An 18,860-nucleotide genomic window follows, 5' to 3' on the forward strand; every position below is an offset into this window, starting at 1 on the left:
TGAATATTTCTACGTAGATTTCGCCCTGCGGGCGGAGTGTCGTTTGTAGTAAGCGAGTTGCGTTCAGATTGCGTTCACTTGCGCGGTCTGGGCGCGACTCAGGGCGAGGCCCGTCACTCGCCGCCTTCCGCGGCCCGCTTGCACTCGGACGAGAAGTCCTGGTGCTTCTGGAGCAGGTCGACGGTCAGCGGTTCGGGGAAGGACTTCGAACGCTTGGAGGCGTTCGCCGGGGCCTTCTCACCCTTGTAGAGCGGGGTCGGGTAGGTCTCGAGCAGCTCCTTGCGGCCCTGGTCGATGATGACGCCGGCCATCTTCTGCGCCTTCGGGTTGGTGGCGCGGCCCTTGTCGAGCACCGCCACCGACTCGGTCAGCGAGTAGTTGCCTTCGGTCGGGTCCACGTAGTCGATGGGCAGGCCGTTCTTCTTGTCCGCGACCGCTTGGTGGCGCAGGCCGAAGCCGATCGCCACCTCTTTGGCGCGCACGGACTTGAGTGGGCCGGAGCCGGACTGTTCGAGGTGCGGGCCGGCGTTGCGGTAGATGTCCGTCAGGATCTTCTTGCCCTTCGCGCCGGTGCCGTAGGCGTCGACGATTGCCTGGACCATCAGCCAGCCGGTGGAGGAACCCTCCATGTCCGGCACGGAGATCAGGCCCTTGTACTCGGGCTTGGCCAGGTCGGCATAGCTCTTCGGCTTCGGCACGCCCGCGGCCTTGAGGGCCTCGGTGTTGATGATGATCGCGCCCTCCTGCGCGGTGGTGGGGGAGCGGTAGGCCGGGGCCTTCGAGTTCTCCGTGTCGCCGAGCAGCTGTGAGTGCACGTCCGTCAGGTTCGCGAACATGTGGTTGCGGTCCTGGGCGGAGTCCACGTAGTAGGAGCTCATCGTCAGCATGTCCGCCTCGAGGGCCTTGCCCTCGGCCAGCATCTTGCCGCCGAGCTCGGAGGTGCCGAACTCCTGGATGATGTACTGGTCCTTGTAGCCGTTGCGGTCGAGCGCATGTTCGAAGGCGGTGACGGCCTCCTCGTCGGCGTTCGTGTAGATGACGACCTTGCCGCCGGCCGCCGCCGCGGACGTGGAGACCGCGCCGAAGCCGACGAGCAGCGCCACGCACACCGCGGAGGCGATGCCGGTGAGCAGGCTGCGGTTCCTGCGGTTGCCGCTGTCCGGCAGCTGGAAGGTGGCGGCCGCCGCCGCGAGCTGGCGGCTCGGGCGTACGGTGCTGAACGAGGCGGCCACCTGCGGGGTCCTCACGGTGGCCTTGGCCTTGCGGGCCTCCTTGGCGCGCTCGGCGGCACGGTCGCGGGTGAACAGGGCGATCAGACCCTTGACCACGAGGTTGACGACGAGGATGAGCAGCGAGAGCACGAACACGTCGTCGAACTTGGCGATGTGCTGCAGGGCGGAGATCTTCGTCGTGATGACCTGCGTGCGGGCGCCGGTCAGGAAGACGACTGCCGAGATGGTGACCATCGCGTTGACGAAGTAGTAGCCGAAGATCTGCAGCAGGGTCGGCCACGCGTTCGGCGTGACGACGCGCACCAGCGTCTTGATCCAGTTGTCGCCCATGAGCTTGGCGGTGGTCTCCCAGCCGGCGTTCATCTTGGTCAGCGAGTCCTTGATCATCTGGTACGGGGTGGCGAAGTAGTGCACGATGTTCGCGATGATGAGGATCCAGAACGTGTTCTGCAGCGGCGAGCCGGAGAACATGAACAGGAAGGCGATGCCGAGCACCATGCCCGGGACCGTGTTGATGATCGCGGAGATCGCGTCCACCGAGCGGCGGGCCCACGCGGGCAGCTTCGAACGGGAGGTGACCAGGCCCGCGGCGTAGACGAACACGCATCCGAAGATGGCGGTCATCACGGCGACGTACAGCGAGTTGGTGAACACCTGCGTCAGCTGCGAGTCGGTGAACAGGTTCGCGATGTGCGCGAACGTGAAGCCGAGATGGTCCGGCCACTCCTGGACGAACGGGATGAGCAGGATCACGAGGAACACGGAGAGCACGCACACGAGCGTGACGACCGAGGCGATGCCGCAGATCCAGTCGCGCTTCTTCCCCTTGGGCAGGTCGATCTGGCTGATCTGCTTGTAGCGGATCGCGAAGCGTTCGAGCACGGTCATCAGGACGATCGAGATGATCGACGGGATGAGCATGAACACGGCGATCACGGCGCCGCGGTTGAAGTTCGGGATCGAGCCGAGCATCTGGTTGAACAGCGTCATGGCCAGCACGTCGTAGGCGCCGCCCACCGAGGTCGGGATGCCGTAGTCGGTGAACGCGAGGAAGAACGACTGGATGAACGCGACGGCCAGCGTGCCGACCAGCGGGCGCAGCACGGTGTTGAGGAAGGTCGTCAGCGGGTTGTCGCCCATGATGTGCGAGACGATGATGAACTTCTTGTCGACGAACTGGAAGCTGTTGTTGATGAGCAGGAAGCAGGTCGGCAGCGTGTAGATGACGTAGCCGATGAGCAGGCCGTTGAACCCGTAGATGTCAAACAGCGGGTGGCCGATGATCTGCGTGATCAGGCCGTTCTTGCCGAACGAGTAGATGATCGCGAAGCCGTAGGTGATGGTCGGCAGCAGCATCGGCAGCTGCGCGAGCAGGGCGACGGCCTTCTTGAATCCGCGCGGCACGTTCGTGCAGTTGATCGTGTAGCTCAGCAGGAACGCGAGCAGCACGGCGACGAGCGCGGAGACGGCGGCGACGGTCAGCGAGTTGGTGATCGACCGGATGAATTCGGGGCGGGACAGGATCGTCGCGTAGTTGTCGAGCGTGGCCTCGCCGCCCGCGGTGGTGAAGGAGCGGATGATCACGAGGATCATCGGCACGACGAGGAATCCGATGAAGCACACGGCGACGATCGCGAGCAGCGTCCACAGTTCGGTCTGCTTCGGCTTGGAGGGCCGCGCCTCGTAGTTGTGGATCTCGGGGCGGATGTTGGGCAGCTGTTTGCCCGCCTGGATGGACTCTACCGACATGGCTCAGGCCTCCTGGCCCGCGGCGGCGAGCTCGGCGTTGGCGTGCGCGGCCGTCTCGGCCTCGTCACCCTCGTTGAACAGGGTGTAGATGTTGTTGCGCTTCACCTCGAGCTGGTGGAGGATGAACTTGCGCACGAAGTCGGACGCCGGATGCTCGATGATGTTCTCCGGGGTGTCGTACTGCGCCACCTTGCCGTAGTTGATGATGAGCACCTTGTCGCTCATCGTGCACGCCTCCTCCGGATCATGGGTGACCATGATCGTGGTGAGGTCGTACTGCTCGACGATCTGCTTGATCTTCGCCTTGATTGACTCCTTGATCACGCCGTCCAGGGCGGACAGCGGCTCGTCGAGGAGCAGCAGCTTCGGCTTCATGACGAGGGTGCGGGCGAGCGCCACGCGCTGCTTCTGGCCGCCGGAGAGTTCGTCGATGTGCTTGTTGAGGTGCTCCTCGAGGCCGAGCAGGCTGATCAGCTCCTTGATCTCGTCCGGCGAGGAGATGCCCGGGTTGTTCCTCAGGCCGTAGGTGATGTTCTCGTAGGCGGTGAGGTTCGGGAACAGCGCGTAGTCCTGGAACACGATGTTGAAGCCGCGCTTCTCCATCGGCACGTGGGTGAGGTCCTCGCCGTTGTAGATCAGCTGGCCGCTGGTCGGCTCCGTGATGCCCAGAATGATGTTGAGCAGCGTGGTCTTGCCGCCGCCGGACGGGCCGAGGATCGACATGATCTTGCCGTTGTCCAGTTCGAGGCTGATGCCGTTCAGCACATGGGTGTCGCCGAACGACTTGGTGATGTCCTTGAGTTCGAGCATATTTCGTCAACTGCCTTTTTCTGTCCGGGCCGGCTTTCCGCGGCCCGTTCGCGGGGGCGCCGCGGTCTCGGCGCCGTGATCGGTATTCAGTTATCGCGGTTTGGACCTCATACCGTGGCAGCCGAACCGCGCTGCATCTCCTATCGTGCCGCCGCTTCGGGCCGCGCGGACGGCGTGCAGGGGAAAGTTGACTGAAACCATGGTGAACAGCAAGTGAAACTACGCGGGCGGGGTGTAGTCGGCGTAGTCCCGCATCGTGCGCGCGGACGGACCAAGGGACTCGGGAAAACTTGTTCTTCATATTCCGTTCATGCGGAATTCAGTCATGAAAAATCGAAAAAGTCGGGAGGAAAAGCCAATAGCGAGTAAGCGTGACCAATGATTTCGCGGAAAACGGTCGGAAAACAGCACGCCGGGACTACGTAACAGGGAGCGGTTTCCGTTAGGATACTTACGGTAAATCCCCTTGTTCCACGGAGGAATCGATGCGGCGCTGGCTGGTCGGACTGTTGAAAAGCGAGACGATTCTCATCGTCGCCACGGTGCTGGCATTGATCTCATGCTTCATCGTCCCGCCGGACGCCGACTACAAGGGCTATGTGCACATGAGCACGATTAGCCAGCTCGTGTGCCTGATGCTCGTCGTGTGCGGTCTGCAGCGCATCGGCGTGTTCCGCATCATCGGCTCGCGTCTGCTGCATCACGTGCGCACCGCGCGGGGGCTCGTCCTCACGCTCATCTCGCTCACGTTCTTCTCCGCGATGCTCATCACCAACGACGTCGCGCTCGTCACGTTCATCCCGTTCGCGATCTCCGTACTCGTCATGGCGCACATGGAGGAGCATGCGGTGCTCGTCGGCACGCTGATGACCATCGGCGCGAACGTGGGCAGCATGCTCACGCCGATCGGCAACGCGCACAACCTCTACCTGAAGGCGCTCACCGGCATGCCGTCGATGGAGATGATCGGCATCATGGCGCCGTACTCCGTGACCGCCGCCGTGCTGCTCGTCGTCATCACCTGCGTCGTGTTCGGCTCCAAACCGGTCTCCGAATTCCAGTCGTTGGACGGTGCCGGCATCGAGCAGGGCGTGCTCGCGCCGGAAAGCGGCAAGCCGCGCCCCGACGAGATCCGCATCACCGGCTATGGCGCCGGCTACGGCGGATGGCGCACCGTCGTCTATGCGCTGTTGTTCGTGGTCTGCCTGCTCGCGGTGAGCGACTTCATCCCGCTGTGGCTCATGTGCGTGATCGTGTTCGCCGCGTTCCTCGTGTGCGACCGCAAGGCGTTCCGCAACGTGGATTGGGGGTTGCCGCTCACCTTCACGATGTTCTTCATCTTCATCGGCAACATGAAGCGCGTGCCTGAATTCTACGAGCTCGCCGCCTCGCTGGTGGACGCGCACCCGCTGGAGGTCGCGGTCGGCTCGAGCCAGCTCATCAGCAACGTGCCCACCACGATCCTGCTGTCCGGCTTCACCGAGCAGTGGCGTCCGCTCATCATCGGCACGAACCTGGGCGGCATGGGCACGCTCATCGCCTCGATGGCCTCCCTGATCGGCTACAAGAACGTCGTGCGCAAGTATCCGGACCGCAAGGGCCGCTACCTCGCCGTCTACTCGGCCGTCAACGTGCTCTTCCTCATCGTCCTCGTGGGCCTGAGCTGGATCATCGAGCCGTGACCGGCGCCGGTCGGCGGGGGCGCTCGCCGTCGTGGTGTAACGTTTATACGGCTGGTTCGCGTCGATCAGCGAACGATTCGATCGGTTGGAACGGGGAGTATCGCCATGACTACATTGCGTGACGTCGCCAAGGAGGCGGGAGTGTCCATCGCCACCGCGTCGGTGGTGCTTCGCGGCGAACCGGGGTTCAAGCCGGCGACGCGTGAGCGGATCCTCCAGGCCGCCGAGAACCTGCATTACACGGCGAACCTGTCCGCCCGTTTCCTCAAGCAGGGCAGCAGCGGCATCATCGCGTTCGTCGTCCCCGAATTGGGGAATCCGTATTTCTCCGATCTGGCATCGGCCATTTCGCGGGAGGCGGCCAAGGCCGGCTATCAGGTCATCGTGGTGCAGACGAACGCCTCGCCCGAAGCCGAGCGTGACTCGCTCAAGCGCATCAGCACGCCGATGTGCGACGGGCTGATCGTCAATCTGCACAACACTTCGGAGGACGAGCTCCGATCCCTGATCGGGGACCATCCCGCGGTGCTGTTCGAGGATTATGCGGCGCACCCCCGCTACGACAATGTGGCATTGCCCTTGGAAGCGTCGTTCCGGGCGGTGTTCTCCTATCTGAAGTCACGTGGATACGAGCATGCGGCGATCGCCGGTGGCCGACGGTTCGCTCCGGGCGAGTTCGGTCAGGAGGGCCGCAACACCGGTTCGCATCTCGCGGTCCGGGCGATGATCGACGCCGGTCTCGGCTCGGAGAGCGACACGATTCCATGCGAATGGACGGTGGAGGGCGGGGCCAAGGCCGCCGCGACGCTCGTCCAGGCGGACCTGGGGTACGATGTCGTCTTCTGCATGAACGACCTCATCGCCTTCGGTCTGATGCGCGGCATGAGGGAGATGGGCATCCGCGTACCCGAAGACAAGGCGGTGTTCGGGTTCGACGGTGTGAGCCCCGCCGCGTACTGCGCGCCGTTGCTGAGCACGATAGCCATCGATTTCGATGATATGGCCAGGCAGGCCGTATCGATGCTGGTCGAGCGTATCCGGGGCGGGGAATCCGTCGAACCGCGTAGGCGCATCGCCGGGTTCTCCCTGGTCCGCGGCGAATCGGCCTGACGGGCGTCTCCTGCATGCCCGGGGTCTCCCGGGCCCATCTGTTCCGTGGATGGTCTCCCGGTATCCGTGTGTCGAACCTATCGGGTGAAACGTTATTGGCAAACCTCAACAAGAACGTTTCAACACGCCGGCGGCAGAGAAATACATATCGGCATATATACGTTGAAAAATAGCCATTACATAACATCCGAGCATATGGCTGCGCAAAAAGGTTAAACGTTCTTGTAAATTCATGTTATGCTGAATGCGACAACGGAAACGGCGGGATCGGGGTCCAGCGATGGGCGCCGCCGTCCGTCTCCATGTGGAATCCCGAATCCAAAGGAACAACCATGACAAAGGAAGTCAAGAAGTACGGTCTCACCGTGCAGCTGGCCGTGCTGGCGGTATCGCTGCTGCTCACCAGCTCCAACATCATCAACGGCATCCTGCCGCAGATCCGCGATGGTCTTCATGTGTCCAACGCGGCCGCCGAACTGCTGTCCACCACGCCGTCGCTCACCGCGCTGATCACGCTGCTGCTCAGTCCGGCGATGGCCAGGTTCTTCGGGCTGAAGAACGTGATCGGCCTCGGCGTCGCCCTCGTCGGCGTCTCCGGCGTGGTGCCGATGTTCGTCAGCGACTACACCGTGATCCTCATCTCGCGCATCGTGCTCGGCCTGGGACTCGGCTGCTACAACTCGCTGGCCGTCGCCATCATCCAGGTGATGTGGTCCGGCGATACCCGTTCCACACTGCTGGGCATCCGCGGCGCGTTCGAGAACATCGGCCAGATGATCCTCACCGCGCTGGTCGGCGTGCTGGCCTCCTCGTTTGGCTGGCAGGGCTCCTTCTCCGCCTACATCCTCTCGTTCGCGGCACTCGCATGGTTCTGGATCGTCGTCCCGGACGTCAAGCTCGCCGACGACAAATCCGATGACGAGGATGCCGCCGAGGGCGGCGATGTGTTCGCAGAGAAATCGAATTACGTGATTCTCATCTTGTTCGCGCTGTTCGCCGCCGGCTATCTGATCGCCATGCAGTCCGGCTTCGTGCGCTGGGCGGCCGTCACGCAGGAGGCGCTGGGCGCCGACTTCAACACATCCACCGTCATGTCCATCGGCGTGGCCGCCGGCATCGTCTCCGGCTTCGGATTCGGCGCGCTGAACAAAATCCTCGGCGACATGAACACCCTGTATCTGGGCATCGCCATCGAGGCGCTGGGCTGCTTCCTCCTGTACTTCGCGAACGGCAGCTGGCCGATGCTCGTCGCCTCGATCATCTGCTTCTACGTGCCCGGCCCGATCCTCGGACCGTGGCTGTTCAACCAGCTGCCGAAGTACGCGACCAAGTCCCAGCAGGCGTTCTGGTCCACCGCCATCATGATCGGCTTCCACGTGGGCATCTTCCTCGCCCCGCTCGCCATGACCGCCGTCGAGGCGATTCTCGGAAGCTCCGATCTGGCCGTCTCCTTCCTGCCGTTCGGCATCGCGCTGCTGCTCGTCATCGTCGGCGTGTTCGCTTACACCCACCTGAACCGCGCCCGCAACGGTGCCGAGAAGGCCTGAACGGACGGAAAGGAGCCGACCATGGCCGAGATCTACCAGCCGGTCGAGGAGTTCACCGCACCGGCGCCGCTACGCGACGTCGACGACGTGATCGACCGCTACACCGGCATCTTCAACCGCAATGACGAGGAACTGTACGTCCAGGACATCCCCGATGAGAAGTCCGCCGACTGGATGCGCCGCGAGGTGCCGTTCTTCGAATGCGCCGACGCGGTCATCGAACGCGTCTACTGGTTCCGCTGGTGGACGTTCCGCAAGCACATCACATCCACGCCGGAAGGCCGCATCATCACCGAATTCCTGCCCGACGTCTACTGGGCCGGCGCGTACAACTCCATCAACTGCGCGAACGGGCATCATGTCGCCGAAGCCCGTTGGCTGAGGAACGGCGACGACCTGATCCGCGGCTATGTGGACTTCTGGTTCAAAGGCTCCGGCGACGAGCTGTCCTATTCGTCCTGGATCGTCGACGCGGTGCGCCGTTATGCCGAGACCCGCGCGGACCGGGACTTCGCCGTATCCCTGCTCGATGATTTCGTGCGGTTCTATGAGACCGTCGAGGAGCGCAACATGACGCGTTATGGCCTGTTCTGGTCGTACGACGACCGCGACGCGATGGAGGACTCCATCTCCGGATCCGGCCTGCGCCCCACGCTCAACAGCTACATGGCCGCCAACGCACGATCCATCGCCGTGATCGCCCGATGGTCGGGTCGGAGCGACCTCGCCGACCGGTTCGACGCGAAGGCGTCCGCCCTGACGGGGCTCATCCGCGAGGAGCTGTGGGATCCGGAAGGCGAGTTCTTCAAGGTCCTGCCGTTGGATGACAAGGACGGCGTCATCGCCGCCACGGATTTCGCCGATGTGGATCCCTCACGCAATGTGCGCGAGGCGATCGGATACATCCCGTGGGCGTTCGGCCTGGCGGACGGGCGGCATGAAGGCGCGTGGCGTTTCCTCGCCGATCCCGATCATTTCGCGGGGGCCGTGGGCATCCGCACCGCCGAGGCATGCCATCCTCGCTACATGAACCGCGACTCGGCCCATGAATGCCAGTGGAACGGTCCCTGCTGGCCCTACGCCACCACGCAGACCCTCAACGCGATGATCGCCGAGATCCGTTCCGGCCGCGGCGGCGTGGGGCCCGGCGATTTCATGCGCGAACTGCGCCGGTACGCCGCCATCCATCGCCGACAGACGGCGGACGGCGAGATGGTCGACTGGATCGACGAGGATCTCGACGCCGACACCGGCGTATGGATCTCCCGCGACCAGCTCGAGGCGTGGGAATGGAGGAAGGACAAAGGCGGATACGAACGGGGCAAGGACTACAACCACTCCGCATTCGCGGACCTCGTCATCTCCGGGTTCGCCGGCGTGGACGTCCATGGCGATGCGGACGGCCGTACCACGCTCACCGTGGCCCCGCTCGCCGTCGGCCACGGGATGCCGTACTGGCGGCTGCTGGGATTGCCGGCGGGCGACTCCACCGTCGACCTCTACTACGACCTTCTCGGCGACCGCTACGGGCATGGTCCCGGACTCACCGTCATCGTGGACGGGATCTCCCATCACGACGACTCCGCACGGCCACGCATCGACGTCACCCTGTGAGCCGTCGCCGTCATACCACCATCCTCACGCATAAGGAGAACCAATGTCACGGATGCAGCATCCCCGGTGCACTGTGCTGAAATCGGCCGTGGCGGCGATGGCCGCCATAGCCATGACCATGCCCATCGGCGCGTTCGCGGCCGAGAACGGCTCCACGCACGCGCAGGAGCAGGAGAGCCGTCGCGTGGTCTCACGCGTCGCCCGGAAAGGCAACGGCGAATACTATCTTGAAGTGGACGGCAGGCCGTACCTGTACTCGTTCGCCCAGAACATGGGCACATGGGAGCGCATGGGGCACCAGGAGGAGTTCAAGGAGAACTCCGGCTCCAGCCGAAATGACTATCCCACGAGGCATCTCGATCTAAGCTTCGGCGAGAACGCGTACGAGAAGACCGCGAACCTCAACTACGCGACCATATCCCAGGCGCTGCTATGGAGGGACGTCGAAGTCAGGCCCGGAGAATACGACTTCACCGTATTGGACGCCTATGTGAACTGGGCCAGGAAATACGGGCTGAAGATCGACCTCGCGTGGTTCGGATCCGCCTGCCAGAGCGGTTCGCGCATCCCCACATACAGCGGCGCATGGAACGGCAAGGAGAACAAGACCGTCGACATCGGCTACCAGTACACCGCGCCGTCTTGGTATGTGCAGGACGAGGACGGCGATCCGATCGGCGACTACTACGACATCACCGGAGGCAAAGGCAAGGTCGACTATCCGCTCATCACCACCGGTCCGAAGGCCGAGAAGATGAAACAAGCCGAGATCGCAACGATGAAGGCGATCTTCGCCCATCTGGCGCAGACCGATCCGGATGGCACCGTCATCTCCATCCAGCTCGAGAACGAGGCGAACAACAACCCGCACTTCAAAGACCGGTACATCGACTGGATCAACGAACTCGGCAAAGCCGTCAAGGAATCGGATTACAGCATCGCCACGCGCGTGAACTACTCCGGTTCCGGCTATCCGGTGAACGTCAACGATTACGCATACATCGACTTCGCCGGACCCGATCCATACTCCACCAGCGTGAGCCGTATGAAGGAAATCATCGCCGGAGGCAGACGATACTCCACACTCGGTCACATCGCCGAGAACTCCGGTGACTACGCCAACCTGACCTCGCTGGAGACCGCCGCCTTCGCGGCCGGAGGCGGATACGGCACCTGGGAGATCGACAACTGGTTCTGTGACGGAGGCGGTGGCCACTTCAACGGTCCGCACGCGCTGTATTCCAACCTGGAGCAGAGCGACATCCACTCCCAGGAGATGTACTACGACTGGAAACTCGGCGAGATACCCACCATGACCGAACAGGCCAGGGAGCTGCAGCGGTATAACCCGGGCCTCAACGCCATAGGACAGATACTGGCGGGCGCTACGGCATCCGACCGCGCCGGCTTCAACGTCGACCAGGACGATCCGCAGACCGAATATTCGGCCATGAAAACGATCGGCCGGTATCGTCTCGGATTCCGCACGACCGACGGTGCCGTCGGCATCGCCGCCACCGATGGCCGGAACCTGTACGTGACCTCCGACACCGCCGGTTCCGTCACCATCACCACCGAGCAACGACCCGACGCCGCCAGCATCGGCGCATTCGACGAGAACGGCGAATGGGCGGCGGCGGAGCAACGCGCCGTCACCGCGCAGAACGACGGCACCTACGCCATCACACTGAAGACGGGAGAGGCGTTGCGTCTCGGCATGCCGGTCAGTGACATACCGGGCAACCTGGCATTGGGCGCCACTGCGGAACACAGCGGAGCGGACGCCGACTACCCGGCCTCGAACGTCAATGACGGCGATGAATGGAGCGGCACGAAAAGCCGGAACAACCCCACCTATCCGCAATACGTCACCCTGACGTGGGACAAGCCGCAGACCTTCGACACCGTCGATCTGTCCGGCATCTACGCCAAAGACCAGAACCCCACCGACTGGGACATCGAGATCTCCCAAAACGGCAAGAACGGATGGACGCGGGTCGCCTCCTCCGGCGACGTGACATGGAGCACCTCGGACGGGACGGCCGAACACCACGCCGTCACGATGCCCATGCAGCGTGACGTCACGGCCATGCGCGTACGCATCAACAAGGCGGCGACCACCTGGGGAGCGTACTACATCACCGAAATCGCCGTGACCAACACATTGCAGCCTCTGGCGGAGCTCGTCGCGGACATCGACTCCTCCGGGCTGAAGGAACCGGACTACACCGCTGAAACATGGGAGCCGTTCGCGCAAGCGTTGGATGCGGCTCGCACGATGCTGAAGCAATCGGAACCCGACGGTCAAATGGTGAACGAGACGAAGCGAACCTTGGAATCGGCATGGAAGGCGTTGACGAAGGCGGAGAGGCCGGTCGACCCGGGAACCTCCGGACCGGACCGACCGGCCGCGCCCGCCGACCAGAACGGGACGGACCGGTCGAACCGGCCGACGGAACCCGGAAACTCCGGGGATGACGCCAGGGTCTCCGATGCCGCGGCCGCCGGGCGGAAGCGGTTGTCCGACACGGGTGCCGCCGTGGTCCTGATCGCCATGGCCGCCGCCGTCGCCGCGCTCGCGGGCATCGGCATGGCCGTCGGCGAACGCAGGTACGGCGACCACGGATAAGAGACGACCGGAACGGCATGGCGTCCCTCATGCCGACGGCATCCCAGTGTGAGGCCCGGCCCATGACGGGCCTCACACGTTTCGCCCGTGACGAGCCGTGACGTTTGCGTGACCGGCGTGGTCCATGTCGACCCGCAGGGAAAGTTAACGCACGGTTCACCTTCCGGTCAACCGTAGTCCCTCGGCGGCACACCCGCGCGGGCTATCGTCGTCCTCGACAATACGAGATGATGGTGGAACTGTCGCGAGGAGATGGAACCTTGCAGCCTTCGGTGGGAATTCGCGAACGCATCGACCACGTGTATCCGTCATTGAGGCCGGCCGAACGGTCCGTCGCACGGTACATCCGCGACCATATCGAGGAGGCGGCGGGGCTGACCGTCGGCCAGCTCGCCGAGGCGACGCACGTCAGCCAGCCGACCGTGATCCGCTTCTCCCGCAAGCTCGGCTTCGGCGGCTATCGCGAACTGCGCTACGTGCTGCGGCACCCCGAGGCGGAGCGCCAGGTGACGTTCGACCCGCTCGAAGGCTTCGACCTCAACCCGTGGGACGATCCGGAAAGCGTGCCCGCCAAGGCGGCCGCCGGCGCCACGTCGCTCATCGACGAACTGCGCCGCTCGCTCGACGTGAAGGCGTTCCGCAAGGCGACGACGTTGCTCGCCGGAGCGAACGCCATCGACATCTACGGCGTGGAGAACTCGCTCGTGCCCGCCACCGACCTGTTCACCAAACTCATGTATCTGGGATTGGACTGCCGTCTCAACACGGACGCCTACCTCCAGCAGATCGGCGCCGGGCATCTGCATCAGGAGGACGTGGCGATCGCGTTCTCCCATTCCGGCTCGTCGGCGGACACGGTGAAGGCGCTGCGCCTCGCCAAGGCGGCGGGCGCGCGCACCATCGCCGTGACCAATCACGTCGGCTCGCCGTTGGCCGGTTCCGCCGACGTGACGCTGGTCACAGGCTCCGGATCGCACACGATCTACGGCAACGCGATCTTCTCGCGCGTGGCGAACGTGGCGCTCGTCGACATGCTCTACATGGGCGTGATCCTGTCCGACTACGGCCGGTTCTCCACCGCGCTCGACCAGTCGGGCAGGATGATCGCGGACCGGGAGTACCGGGGCTGAGCCCCCGGTATCCACCCCCAAGGCTCAGCCGACGTGGCGCTCGAAGCGGTGGAAGCCGGTGATCGCGTCGATCTCGGCCATCGCGTCGGCGGGGACCTCGAAGCCGGAGGCCCTGAGGTTGTTCTCCAGCTGGCTGGGCTTGCTGGCACCGGCGATCACACAGCTGATCTCCTTGTGCTGAAGAATCCAGGCGAGGGAGAGGACCGGCAGGTTCACGCCGAGCTCGTCGGCCACGCCGCGCAGCTTCTCGACCATGTCGAGGTTCGCGTCGGTGAGCAGGTCGTTGATCTGGTGGTCAGCCTGCCAGGTGGCGCGCGAGCCGGCCGGCAGCGGCTGGCCCTTGCGGTACTTGCCGGTGAGCAGGCCCTGCGCGAGCGGCGAGAACGTGGTGATGCCGATGCCGAGCTTCGAGCACACGCCCATGATCTCGTGCTCGATGTAGCGATCGGCGAGGTTGTACTGCGGCTGCACCACGGTGATCGGGTAGAGGCCGAGACGGTCGATGATGCGCTGCGCCTCCTGGAGCCTCGCGCCGCCCCATTCCTCGGAGACGCCGTAGTAGAGGACCTTGCCCTGCGCGACGAGGTCGCTCATCGCGCGCAGCGTCTCCTCCAGATCGGTGGACTCGTCGAAGCGGTGGCAGTAGTAGAGGTCGAGGTAGTCGGTCCTCATGTTCTTCAGGCTCTGCTCGCAGCTCTCGAAGATGTGCTTGCGGCTCAGGCCGCGGTCGTTCACGCCGTCGCCGGTGGGGAAGAACACCTTCGAGGAGATGACCAGCTCGCGGCGCGGGAAGCGGCTCAGCGCCTCGCCGAAGAAGCGTTCGGCCGCGCCCGCGGAATACGCGTCGGCGCAGTCGAAGAAGTTCACGCCGTTGTCGAACGCGAGGTCGACGGTCTGCTTCGCCACGTCCTCGGCGGCGGTGCCCTTGAGGTCGGTCACCCAGCTGCCCAGCGCGATCTCGCTGATCTTCAGTCCGGACTTGCCTACGTTGCGGTACTTCATCGTTGCTGCTCTTTCCTTGATTCAGGCGTTAACGGTCACAATCCATTGAATCACTTCAAGTGCGCTTCAATGCAAACGCCGCATGATGGACGTGCGCCGTGCCCATCCGCCGTGCCCATCCGTCGTGCCCACCCGGCCGTGGCGTTCCCGTATCCGGACACGACGCCGGTGTAGTGTCTATGGTGGGAGAGAGCGAAATGCGACATGATGTCTGACGGACGGAATTGACGGTCTGTCAACATATCCTCAAGGAGGCGGCATATGTATTATTCCAACGGCAACTACGAGGCATTCGCGCGGCCGAAGAAGCCGGAAGGCGTCGACGGCAAGCACGCGTACATCATCGGCACCGGACTCGCGGCCCTGTCCGCCGCATGCTATCTCGTGCGCGACGCGCAGATGCCCGGCGAGAACATCCACATCCTCGAAAAGGACGACGTGCCCGGCGGCGCCTGCGACGGCGCCGAGATCCCCGGACTCGGCTACGTGATGCGCGGCGGGCGCGAGATGGACAACCACTTCGAGGTGATGTGGGACCTGTTCCGCTCCATCCCCTCCATCGAGAACCCCGACGTCTCCGTGCTCGACGAGTACTACTGGCTCAACAAGGAGGATCCGAACTACTCGCTGTGCCGCGCCACCAAGGACCAGGGCAAGGACGCCGGCACCAAGGGCAAGTTCGGTCTGTCCGACAGGGCCGCGCAGGAGATTATGAAGCTCTTCTTCACCCCCGACGAGGAGCTCTACGACAAGCCGATCACCGACTTCTTCGACGACGAGGTGCTCGACTCCAACTTCTGGATGTACTGGCGCACCATGTTCGCGTTCGAGAACTGGCATTCCGCGCTGGAGATGAAACTGTACATCAAGCGCTACATCCACCACATCGGCGGTCTGCCGGACTTCAGCGCCCTGCGCTTCACCCGATACAACCAGTACGAGTCGATGATCCTGCCGATGGTCACCTACCTCGAGTCGCACGGCGTCGAATTCCGTTACGGCACCAAGGTCGAGAACGTCGAATTCGCGATCGGCGGCGGCGACGGGCCGAAGCGCGAACGCACCGGCGTCGGCCAGGACACGATCCTCAAGATCCAGGCGACCTCCGGCGTGTTCAAGCGCAACCCGTACGGCAGCGCCACGAAGAAGATCGCCGTCCGCCTCGACCTCGACCACGAAGGCGACAAATCCTCCATCGACCTGACCGAGAACGACTATGTGTTCATCACCAACGGCGGCTGCGTCGAGAACTCCACCATGGGCTCGCAGCATGCGCCCGCGCCGTGGAACCCGGACCTGAAGCCGGGCGGCGGCTGGGACATGTGGCGCCGCATCGCCGCGCAGGACCCGAGCTTCGGACACCCCGACAAGTTCTGCTCCGACCCGCAGGCCACCAAGTGGATGAGCGCCACCGTCACCACGCTCGACGGCGAGATCCCGCCCTACATCCAGCGCATCTGCAAGCGCGACCCGTTCTCGGGCCATGTCGTGACCGGCGGCATCGTCACCGTCACCGACTCCAGCTGGCTGATGAGCTGGACCCTCAACCGCCAGCAGCAGTTCCGCGACCAGAGCAAGGACCAGCTGTGCGTCTGGGTGTACGGCCTGTTCCCCGACAAGCCCGGCGACTACGTGAAGAAGCCGATGACCGAATGCACCGGCGAGGAGATCTGCGCCGAATGGCTCTACCACATGGGCGTCCCGACGGAGAAGATCGAGGCGCTCGCCGCGAAGCACGCCAACACGGTGCCGGTCATGATGCCGTACATCACCGCGTTCTTCATGCCGCGCGCCGCCGGCGACCGTCCGGACGTCGTGCCGGACGGCGCCGTCAACTTCGCGTTCCTCGGCCAGTTCGCCGAGACGCCGCGCGACACGATCTTCACCACCGAGTACTCGATGCGCACCGGCATGGAGGCCGTCTACACGCTGCTCGACGTGGACCGCGGCGTGCCCGAGGTGTGGGGCAGCGTCTACGACGTGAGGAACCTCCTCAACGCCACGGTGAAGCTGCGCGACGGCGCGCCCGTCACGGACATGAAGCTCAACTTCGTGGAACGCGCCGTGCTCGGCAAGGTGCTGAAGAAGCTCGACGGCACCGACATCGCCACGCTGCTCAAGGAGTATCACGTGATCTGACCGCGTGACCCGCGCATGCGATTCGGCATGCGCGGGAACGGCGACGGCCCGGCCGCAGGCGGTGAGCCTGCGCCGGGCCGTCGTTCGTTCCGATGTCGGCGATCGTCGCCGTGCGTCGGTGGTGACGGTTCAGATGTTGCCGCGCACGTGCTGGTCCGCCCACGACTGGGAGTGCGTGAACGTGGCCGGATCGGCGCTCACGTTCGCGTGCGGGTCGTCGAGCGCGTCGATGGCGGCGATCTCGGCGGCGGTCAGGTCGAAGCCGGCGCTCGCGAGGTTCTCGCGCATGCGCTCCACGTGCTTCGACTTCGGGATGACGATGCGTCCCTCCTGCGTATGCCAGCGCAGCACCACCTGCCCCGGCGTCGTCCCGTGCGCCTCGGCGGCCGCCGTGACCGGTCCGGATTCGATGTCCTTGCCGTGGCCGAGCGGGCTGTACGCTTCGACCGCAACGCCGTGCGCCTTGCAGAACGCGCGCACGCCGGGCTGGTTGAAGCGCGGATGCACCTCGATCTGGTTCACGGCCGGCGCTTCGCCGGAATCCTCGATGATCGCGCGCAGATGTTCGGGCAGGAAGTTGCTCACGCCCGGCACGCGGATCGCGCCTTCGTCGCGCAGCCTCAGCAGGGCGCGCCACGTCTCGCGGTAGAAGCCGCCGGCGGGGAACGGCCAGTGGATGAGATACATGTCGATGACGTCGACGCCCAGCTTGCGGCGCGACTCGTCGAACGCGACGCGCGCCGCGTCGTAGCCTTGGTCGCAGTTGCGCAGCTTCGTGGTCACCCAGACCTTGCCGGCCATACCGGTGGCCTTGAGCGCGTCGCCGACCTGCCGCTCGTTGTAGTAGGCGGCGGCCGTGTCGATATGACGGTAACCGAGTTCCAGCGCCTCCTCGACCGCGCGTTGCGTGTCCTCGGGCGGGATCTGGAACGTGCCGAACCCGATCTGCGGGATCCGGGTGCCGGCCTTGTCGTGCAACGTCAGTTCGGGCGACGTCGCGGGTGATTCCTCATGTGATGTGGTTGTCTGCGGATCGCTCATCATGCCCCCATTCGTCGATGATGTGGAATCGGGTTCCATTGTAGGCCCGTGCGCGGGCGTTCCCGGGGGTCTATCCCGCGGATACCGTCCGAATCGGCGGTGATGCGACACGCCGGGCGAACGGCGGTATGACAGCGTTCTGAAACCGGTTTCAGCATACGTTTGCAAAACGAGCCGGCGGCGTCTATCATGTGAGATGTCAGCCGGGATACGAAGCCGGCGACCCAATAAGAAAGGTGGATATCATGACCAACAAGAACATCTTCGGTGATTTCATCAGCTACTGCGCCGACAACATGTTCCCGGAGAACATCGCCCGCCAGAAGATGGCCGAGACCGCTCGTCGTCACGGCGATCGCTGAATCGCATACTGATTCGATACTGTCCGAGTAGCGGCCCATCCGCTTGACGCCGGAATGAATGAAAAGGCGTCGTGGAGTGTCGCGAGTTCGATGAGCAGTTGAGGATACGGACAACGGCGTCCGCCCATAATTCCGTCGTTATGATTCCCGTCCGCGCACCGCGAGACGGGTTTCGTCGTATTCGGGGCGATTGATGCCCTCAGGCCCTCGCGTCGAGTGCCTTTGCCCGCGCATATTGGCAGACTGCCGCTTCTCTGGCCCCCTTTGTGGAGGGGGCTCCCGGCAATGCCGGGTGGGGGAGAGTGCTCTCCCTTGTGAGGGGAGCTGCCGGCCTTTGGCGGGCTGTGGGGGTTGTCGGGTTGTTTGTGGTCGGTTTTTCGACACGCCGGTGGAGGCTAGTGTTTGCAGGGGTTTTGGGGGTTGTTTTGTGGTGTGGGTTTGCGGTGTTGGTCGGTGTGGTGTAGGTTATTCATTCGCTGCCGCTGAGCGGTCCGGTTGTCTGCTGTTGGTTGGTTTCCGGGGTGTTCGGCGCGTGGTGGTGGTTTGAGAACTCAAGAGTGTGTTGTACTACTTACTTCTTTATAGTCAATGATTGCCAGTCCGATTCCCGCTCGTTTTCGAGTACCCGGGGGGGGTTTGATGGGGGTCGGGGTTTTTGTGCGAACGTCCTTCCTTATAGGATGTTCCGTCAATTGTTTTTAGTGAGAGTCATCTGTCGATGTCTTTCTGCAATGTTTTTTGTGGAGGGTTCGATTCTGGCTCAGGATGAACGCTGGCGGCGTGCTTAACACATGCAAGTCGAACGGGATCCTG

General features: G+C 63.8%; 11 protein-coding genes and 1 rRNA gene. 8 read left to right on the plus strand and 4 right to left on the minus strand.

Features of this window, described 5'->3' with window-relative positions:
* Positions 1-113: 113 nt before the first annotated feature.
* Both AC1AYP_RS09505 and AC1AYP_RS09510 read right to left on the minus strand, forming a co-directional pair.
* Positions 114-2,981: an extracellular solute-binding protein gene (locus AC1AYP_RS09505; RefSeq protein WP_476547695.1), complete on the minus strand. Its 2,868-nt coding sequence runs from the start codon at positions 2,979-2,981 to the stop codon at positions 114-116.
* A 3-nt stretch (positions 2,982-2,984) separates the two neighbouring features.
* Positions 2,985-3,791 carry an ABC transporter ATP-binding protein gene (locus tag AC1AYP_RS09510; RefSeq protein WP_476547696.1) on the minus strand — a complete coding sequence of 269 codons (807 nt, stop codon included), beginning with the start codon at positions 3,789-3,791 and terminating at the stop codon, positions 2,985-2,987.
* Between the two features lie 485 nt (positions 3,792-4,276).
* On the opposite strand from AC1AYP_RS09510, the gene AC1AYP_RS09515 reads away from it, so the two are divergent.
* The 6 genes from AC1AYP_RS09515 to AC1AYP_RS09540 all read left to right on the plus strand — a co-directional run bounded on the left by AC1AYP_RS09515 (position 4,277) and on the right by AC1AYP_RS09540 (position 13,503).
* Positions 4,277-5,473 carry an SLC13 family permease gene (locus AC1AYP_RS09515; protein WP_476503375.1) on the plus strand — a complete coding sequence of 399 codons (1,197 nt, stop codon included), beginning with the start codon at positions 4,277-4,279 and terminating at the stop codon, positions 5,471-5,473.
* Positions 5,474-5,578: 105 nt separating this feature from the next.
* Positions 5,579-6,583 (plus strand): LacI family DNA-binding transcriptional regulator, encoded by a 1,005-nt coding sequence (locus AC1AYP_RS09520; RefSeq protein WP_476547698.1) that lies wholly within the window; start codon positions 5,579-5,581, stop codon positions 6,581-6,583.
* A 332-nt stretch (positions 6,584-6,915) separates the two neighbouring features.
* Positions 6,916-8,130, plus strand: coding sequence for an MFS transporter (locus tag AC1AYP_RS09525; RefSeq protein WP_476547700.1), 1,215 nt, complete (start codon positions 6,916-6,918; stop codon positions 8,128-8,130).
* A gap of 21 nt (positions 8,131-8,151) precedes the next feature.
* A complete protein-coding gene (locus tag AC1AYP_RS09530; RefSeq protein WP_476547702.1) occupies positions 8,152-9,744 on the plus strand; it encodes an MGH1-like glycoside hydrolase domain-containing protein in 1,593 nt (530 codons plus the stop codon).
* 43 nt (positions 9,745-9,787) lie between these two features.
* Complete coding sequence (locus tag AC1AYP_RS09535) at positions 9,788-12,373, plus strand: DUF4978 domain-containing protein (protein ID WP_476547703.1); 2,586 nt, start codon at positions 9,788-9,790, stop codon at positions 12,371-12,373.
* Positions 12,374-12,633: 260 nt separating this feature from the next.
* Positions 12,634-13,503 (plus strand): MurR/RpiR family transcriptional regulator, encoded by an 870-nt coding sequence (locus tag AC1AYP_RS09540; protein ID WP_476533118.1) that lies wholly within the window; start codon positions 12,634-12,636, stop codon positions 13,501-13,503.
* A gap of 24 nt (positions 13,504-13,527) precedes the next feature.
* Here AC1AYP_RS09540 and AC1AYP_RS09545 read toward each other — a convergent pair whose 3' ends face one another.
* The gene (locus tag AC1AYP_RS09545; RefSeq protein ID WP_476547705.1) at positions 13,528-14,505 is read right to left on the minus strand and encodes an aldo/keto reductase family protein; all 978 of its coding nucleotides are present in this window, start codon (positions 14,503-14,505) and stop codon (positions 13,528-13,530) included.
* A gap of 261 nt (positions 14,506-14,766) precedes the next feature.
* Between AC1AYP_RS09545 and AC1AYP_RS09550 the strand changes: the two genes are divergently transcribed.
* Entirely contained in the window at positions 14,767-16,644 is a 1,878-nt protein-coding gene (locus AC1AYP_RS09550) for an oleate hydratase (protein WP_476547707.1), read from the plus strand.
* A 129-nt stretch (positions 16,645-16,773) separates the two neighbouring features.
* Here the strand turns inward: AC1AYP_RS09550 and AC1AYP_RS09555 are convergent, their stop codons facing one another.
* Positions 16,774-17,688, minus strand: a complete 915-nt coding sequence (locus AC1AYP_RS09555; RefSeq protein WP_476547709.1) for an aldo/keto reductase — start codon at positions 17,686-17,688, stop codon at positions 16,774-16,776.
* A 1,096-nt stretch (positions 17,689-18,784) separates the two neighbouring features.
* Here AC1AYP_RS09555 and AC1AYP_RS09560 point away from each other — a divergent pair.
* Positions 18,785-18,860: ribosomal RNA gene (locus tag AC1AYP_RS09560) — 16S ribosomal RNA — on the plus strand; the annotation flags it as partial.

It is taken from the genome of Bifidobacterium sp. LH_424 (assembly GCF_056356895.1).

Excerpts from the sequence above, each read along its gene's own strand:
- AC1AYP_RS09505 (WP_476547695.1), bottom strand. The coding sequence starts at position 2,981 with ATGTCGGTAGAGTCCATCCAGGCGGGCAAACAGCTGCCCAACATCCGC.
- AC1AYP_RS09510 (WP_476547696.1), bottom strand. The coding sequence starts at position 3,791 with ATGCTCGAACTCAAGGACATCACCAAGTCGTTCGGCGACACCCATGTG.
- AC1AYP_RS09515 (WP_476503375.1), top strand. The coding sequence starts at position 4,277 with ATGCGGCGCTGGCTGGTCGGACTGTTGAAAAGCGAGACGATTCTCATC.
- AC1AYP_RS09520 (WP_476547698.1), top strand. The coding sequence starts at position 5,579 with ATGACTACATTGCGTGACGTCGCCAAGGAGGCGGGAGTGTCCATCGCC.
- AC1AYP_RS09525 (WP_476547700.1), top strand. The coding sequence starts at position 6,916 with ATGACAAAGGAAGTCAAGAAGTACGGTCTCACCGTGCAGCTGGCCGTG.
- AC1AYP_RS09530 (WP_476547702.1), top strand. The coding sequence starts at position 8,152 with ATGGCCGAGATCTACCAGCCGGTCGAGGAGTTCACCGCACCGGCGCCG.
- AC1AYP_RS09535 (WP_476547703.1), top strand. The coding sequence starts at position 9,788 with ATGTCACGGATGCAGCATCCCCGGTGCACTGTGCTGAAATCGGCCGTG.
- AC1AYP_RS09545 (WP_476547705.1), bottom strand. The coding sequence starts at position 14,505 with ATGAAGTACCGCAACGTAGGCAAGTCCGGACTGAAGATCAGCGAGATC.
- AC1AYP_RS09550 (WP_476547707.1), top strand. The coding sequence starts at position 14,767 with ATGTATTATTCCAACGGCAACTACGAGGCATTCGCGCGGCCGAAGAAG.
- AC1AYP_RS09555 (WP_476547709.1), bottom strand. The coding sequence starts at position 17,688 with ATGATGAGCGATCCGCAGACAACCACATCACATGAGGAATCACCCGCG.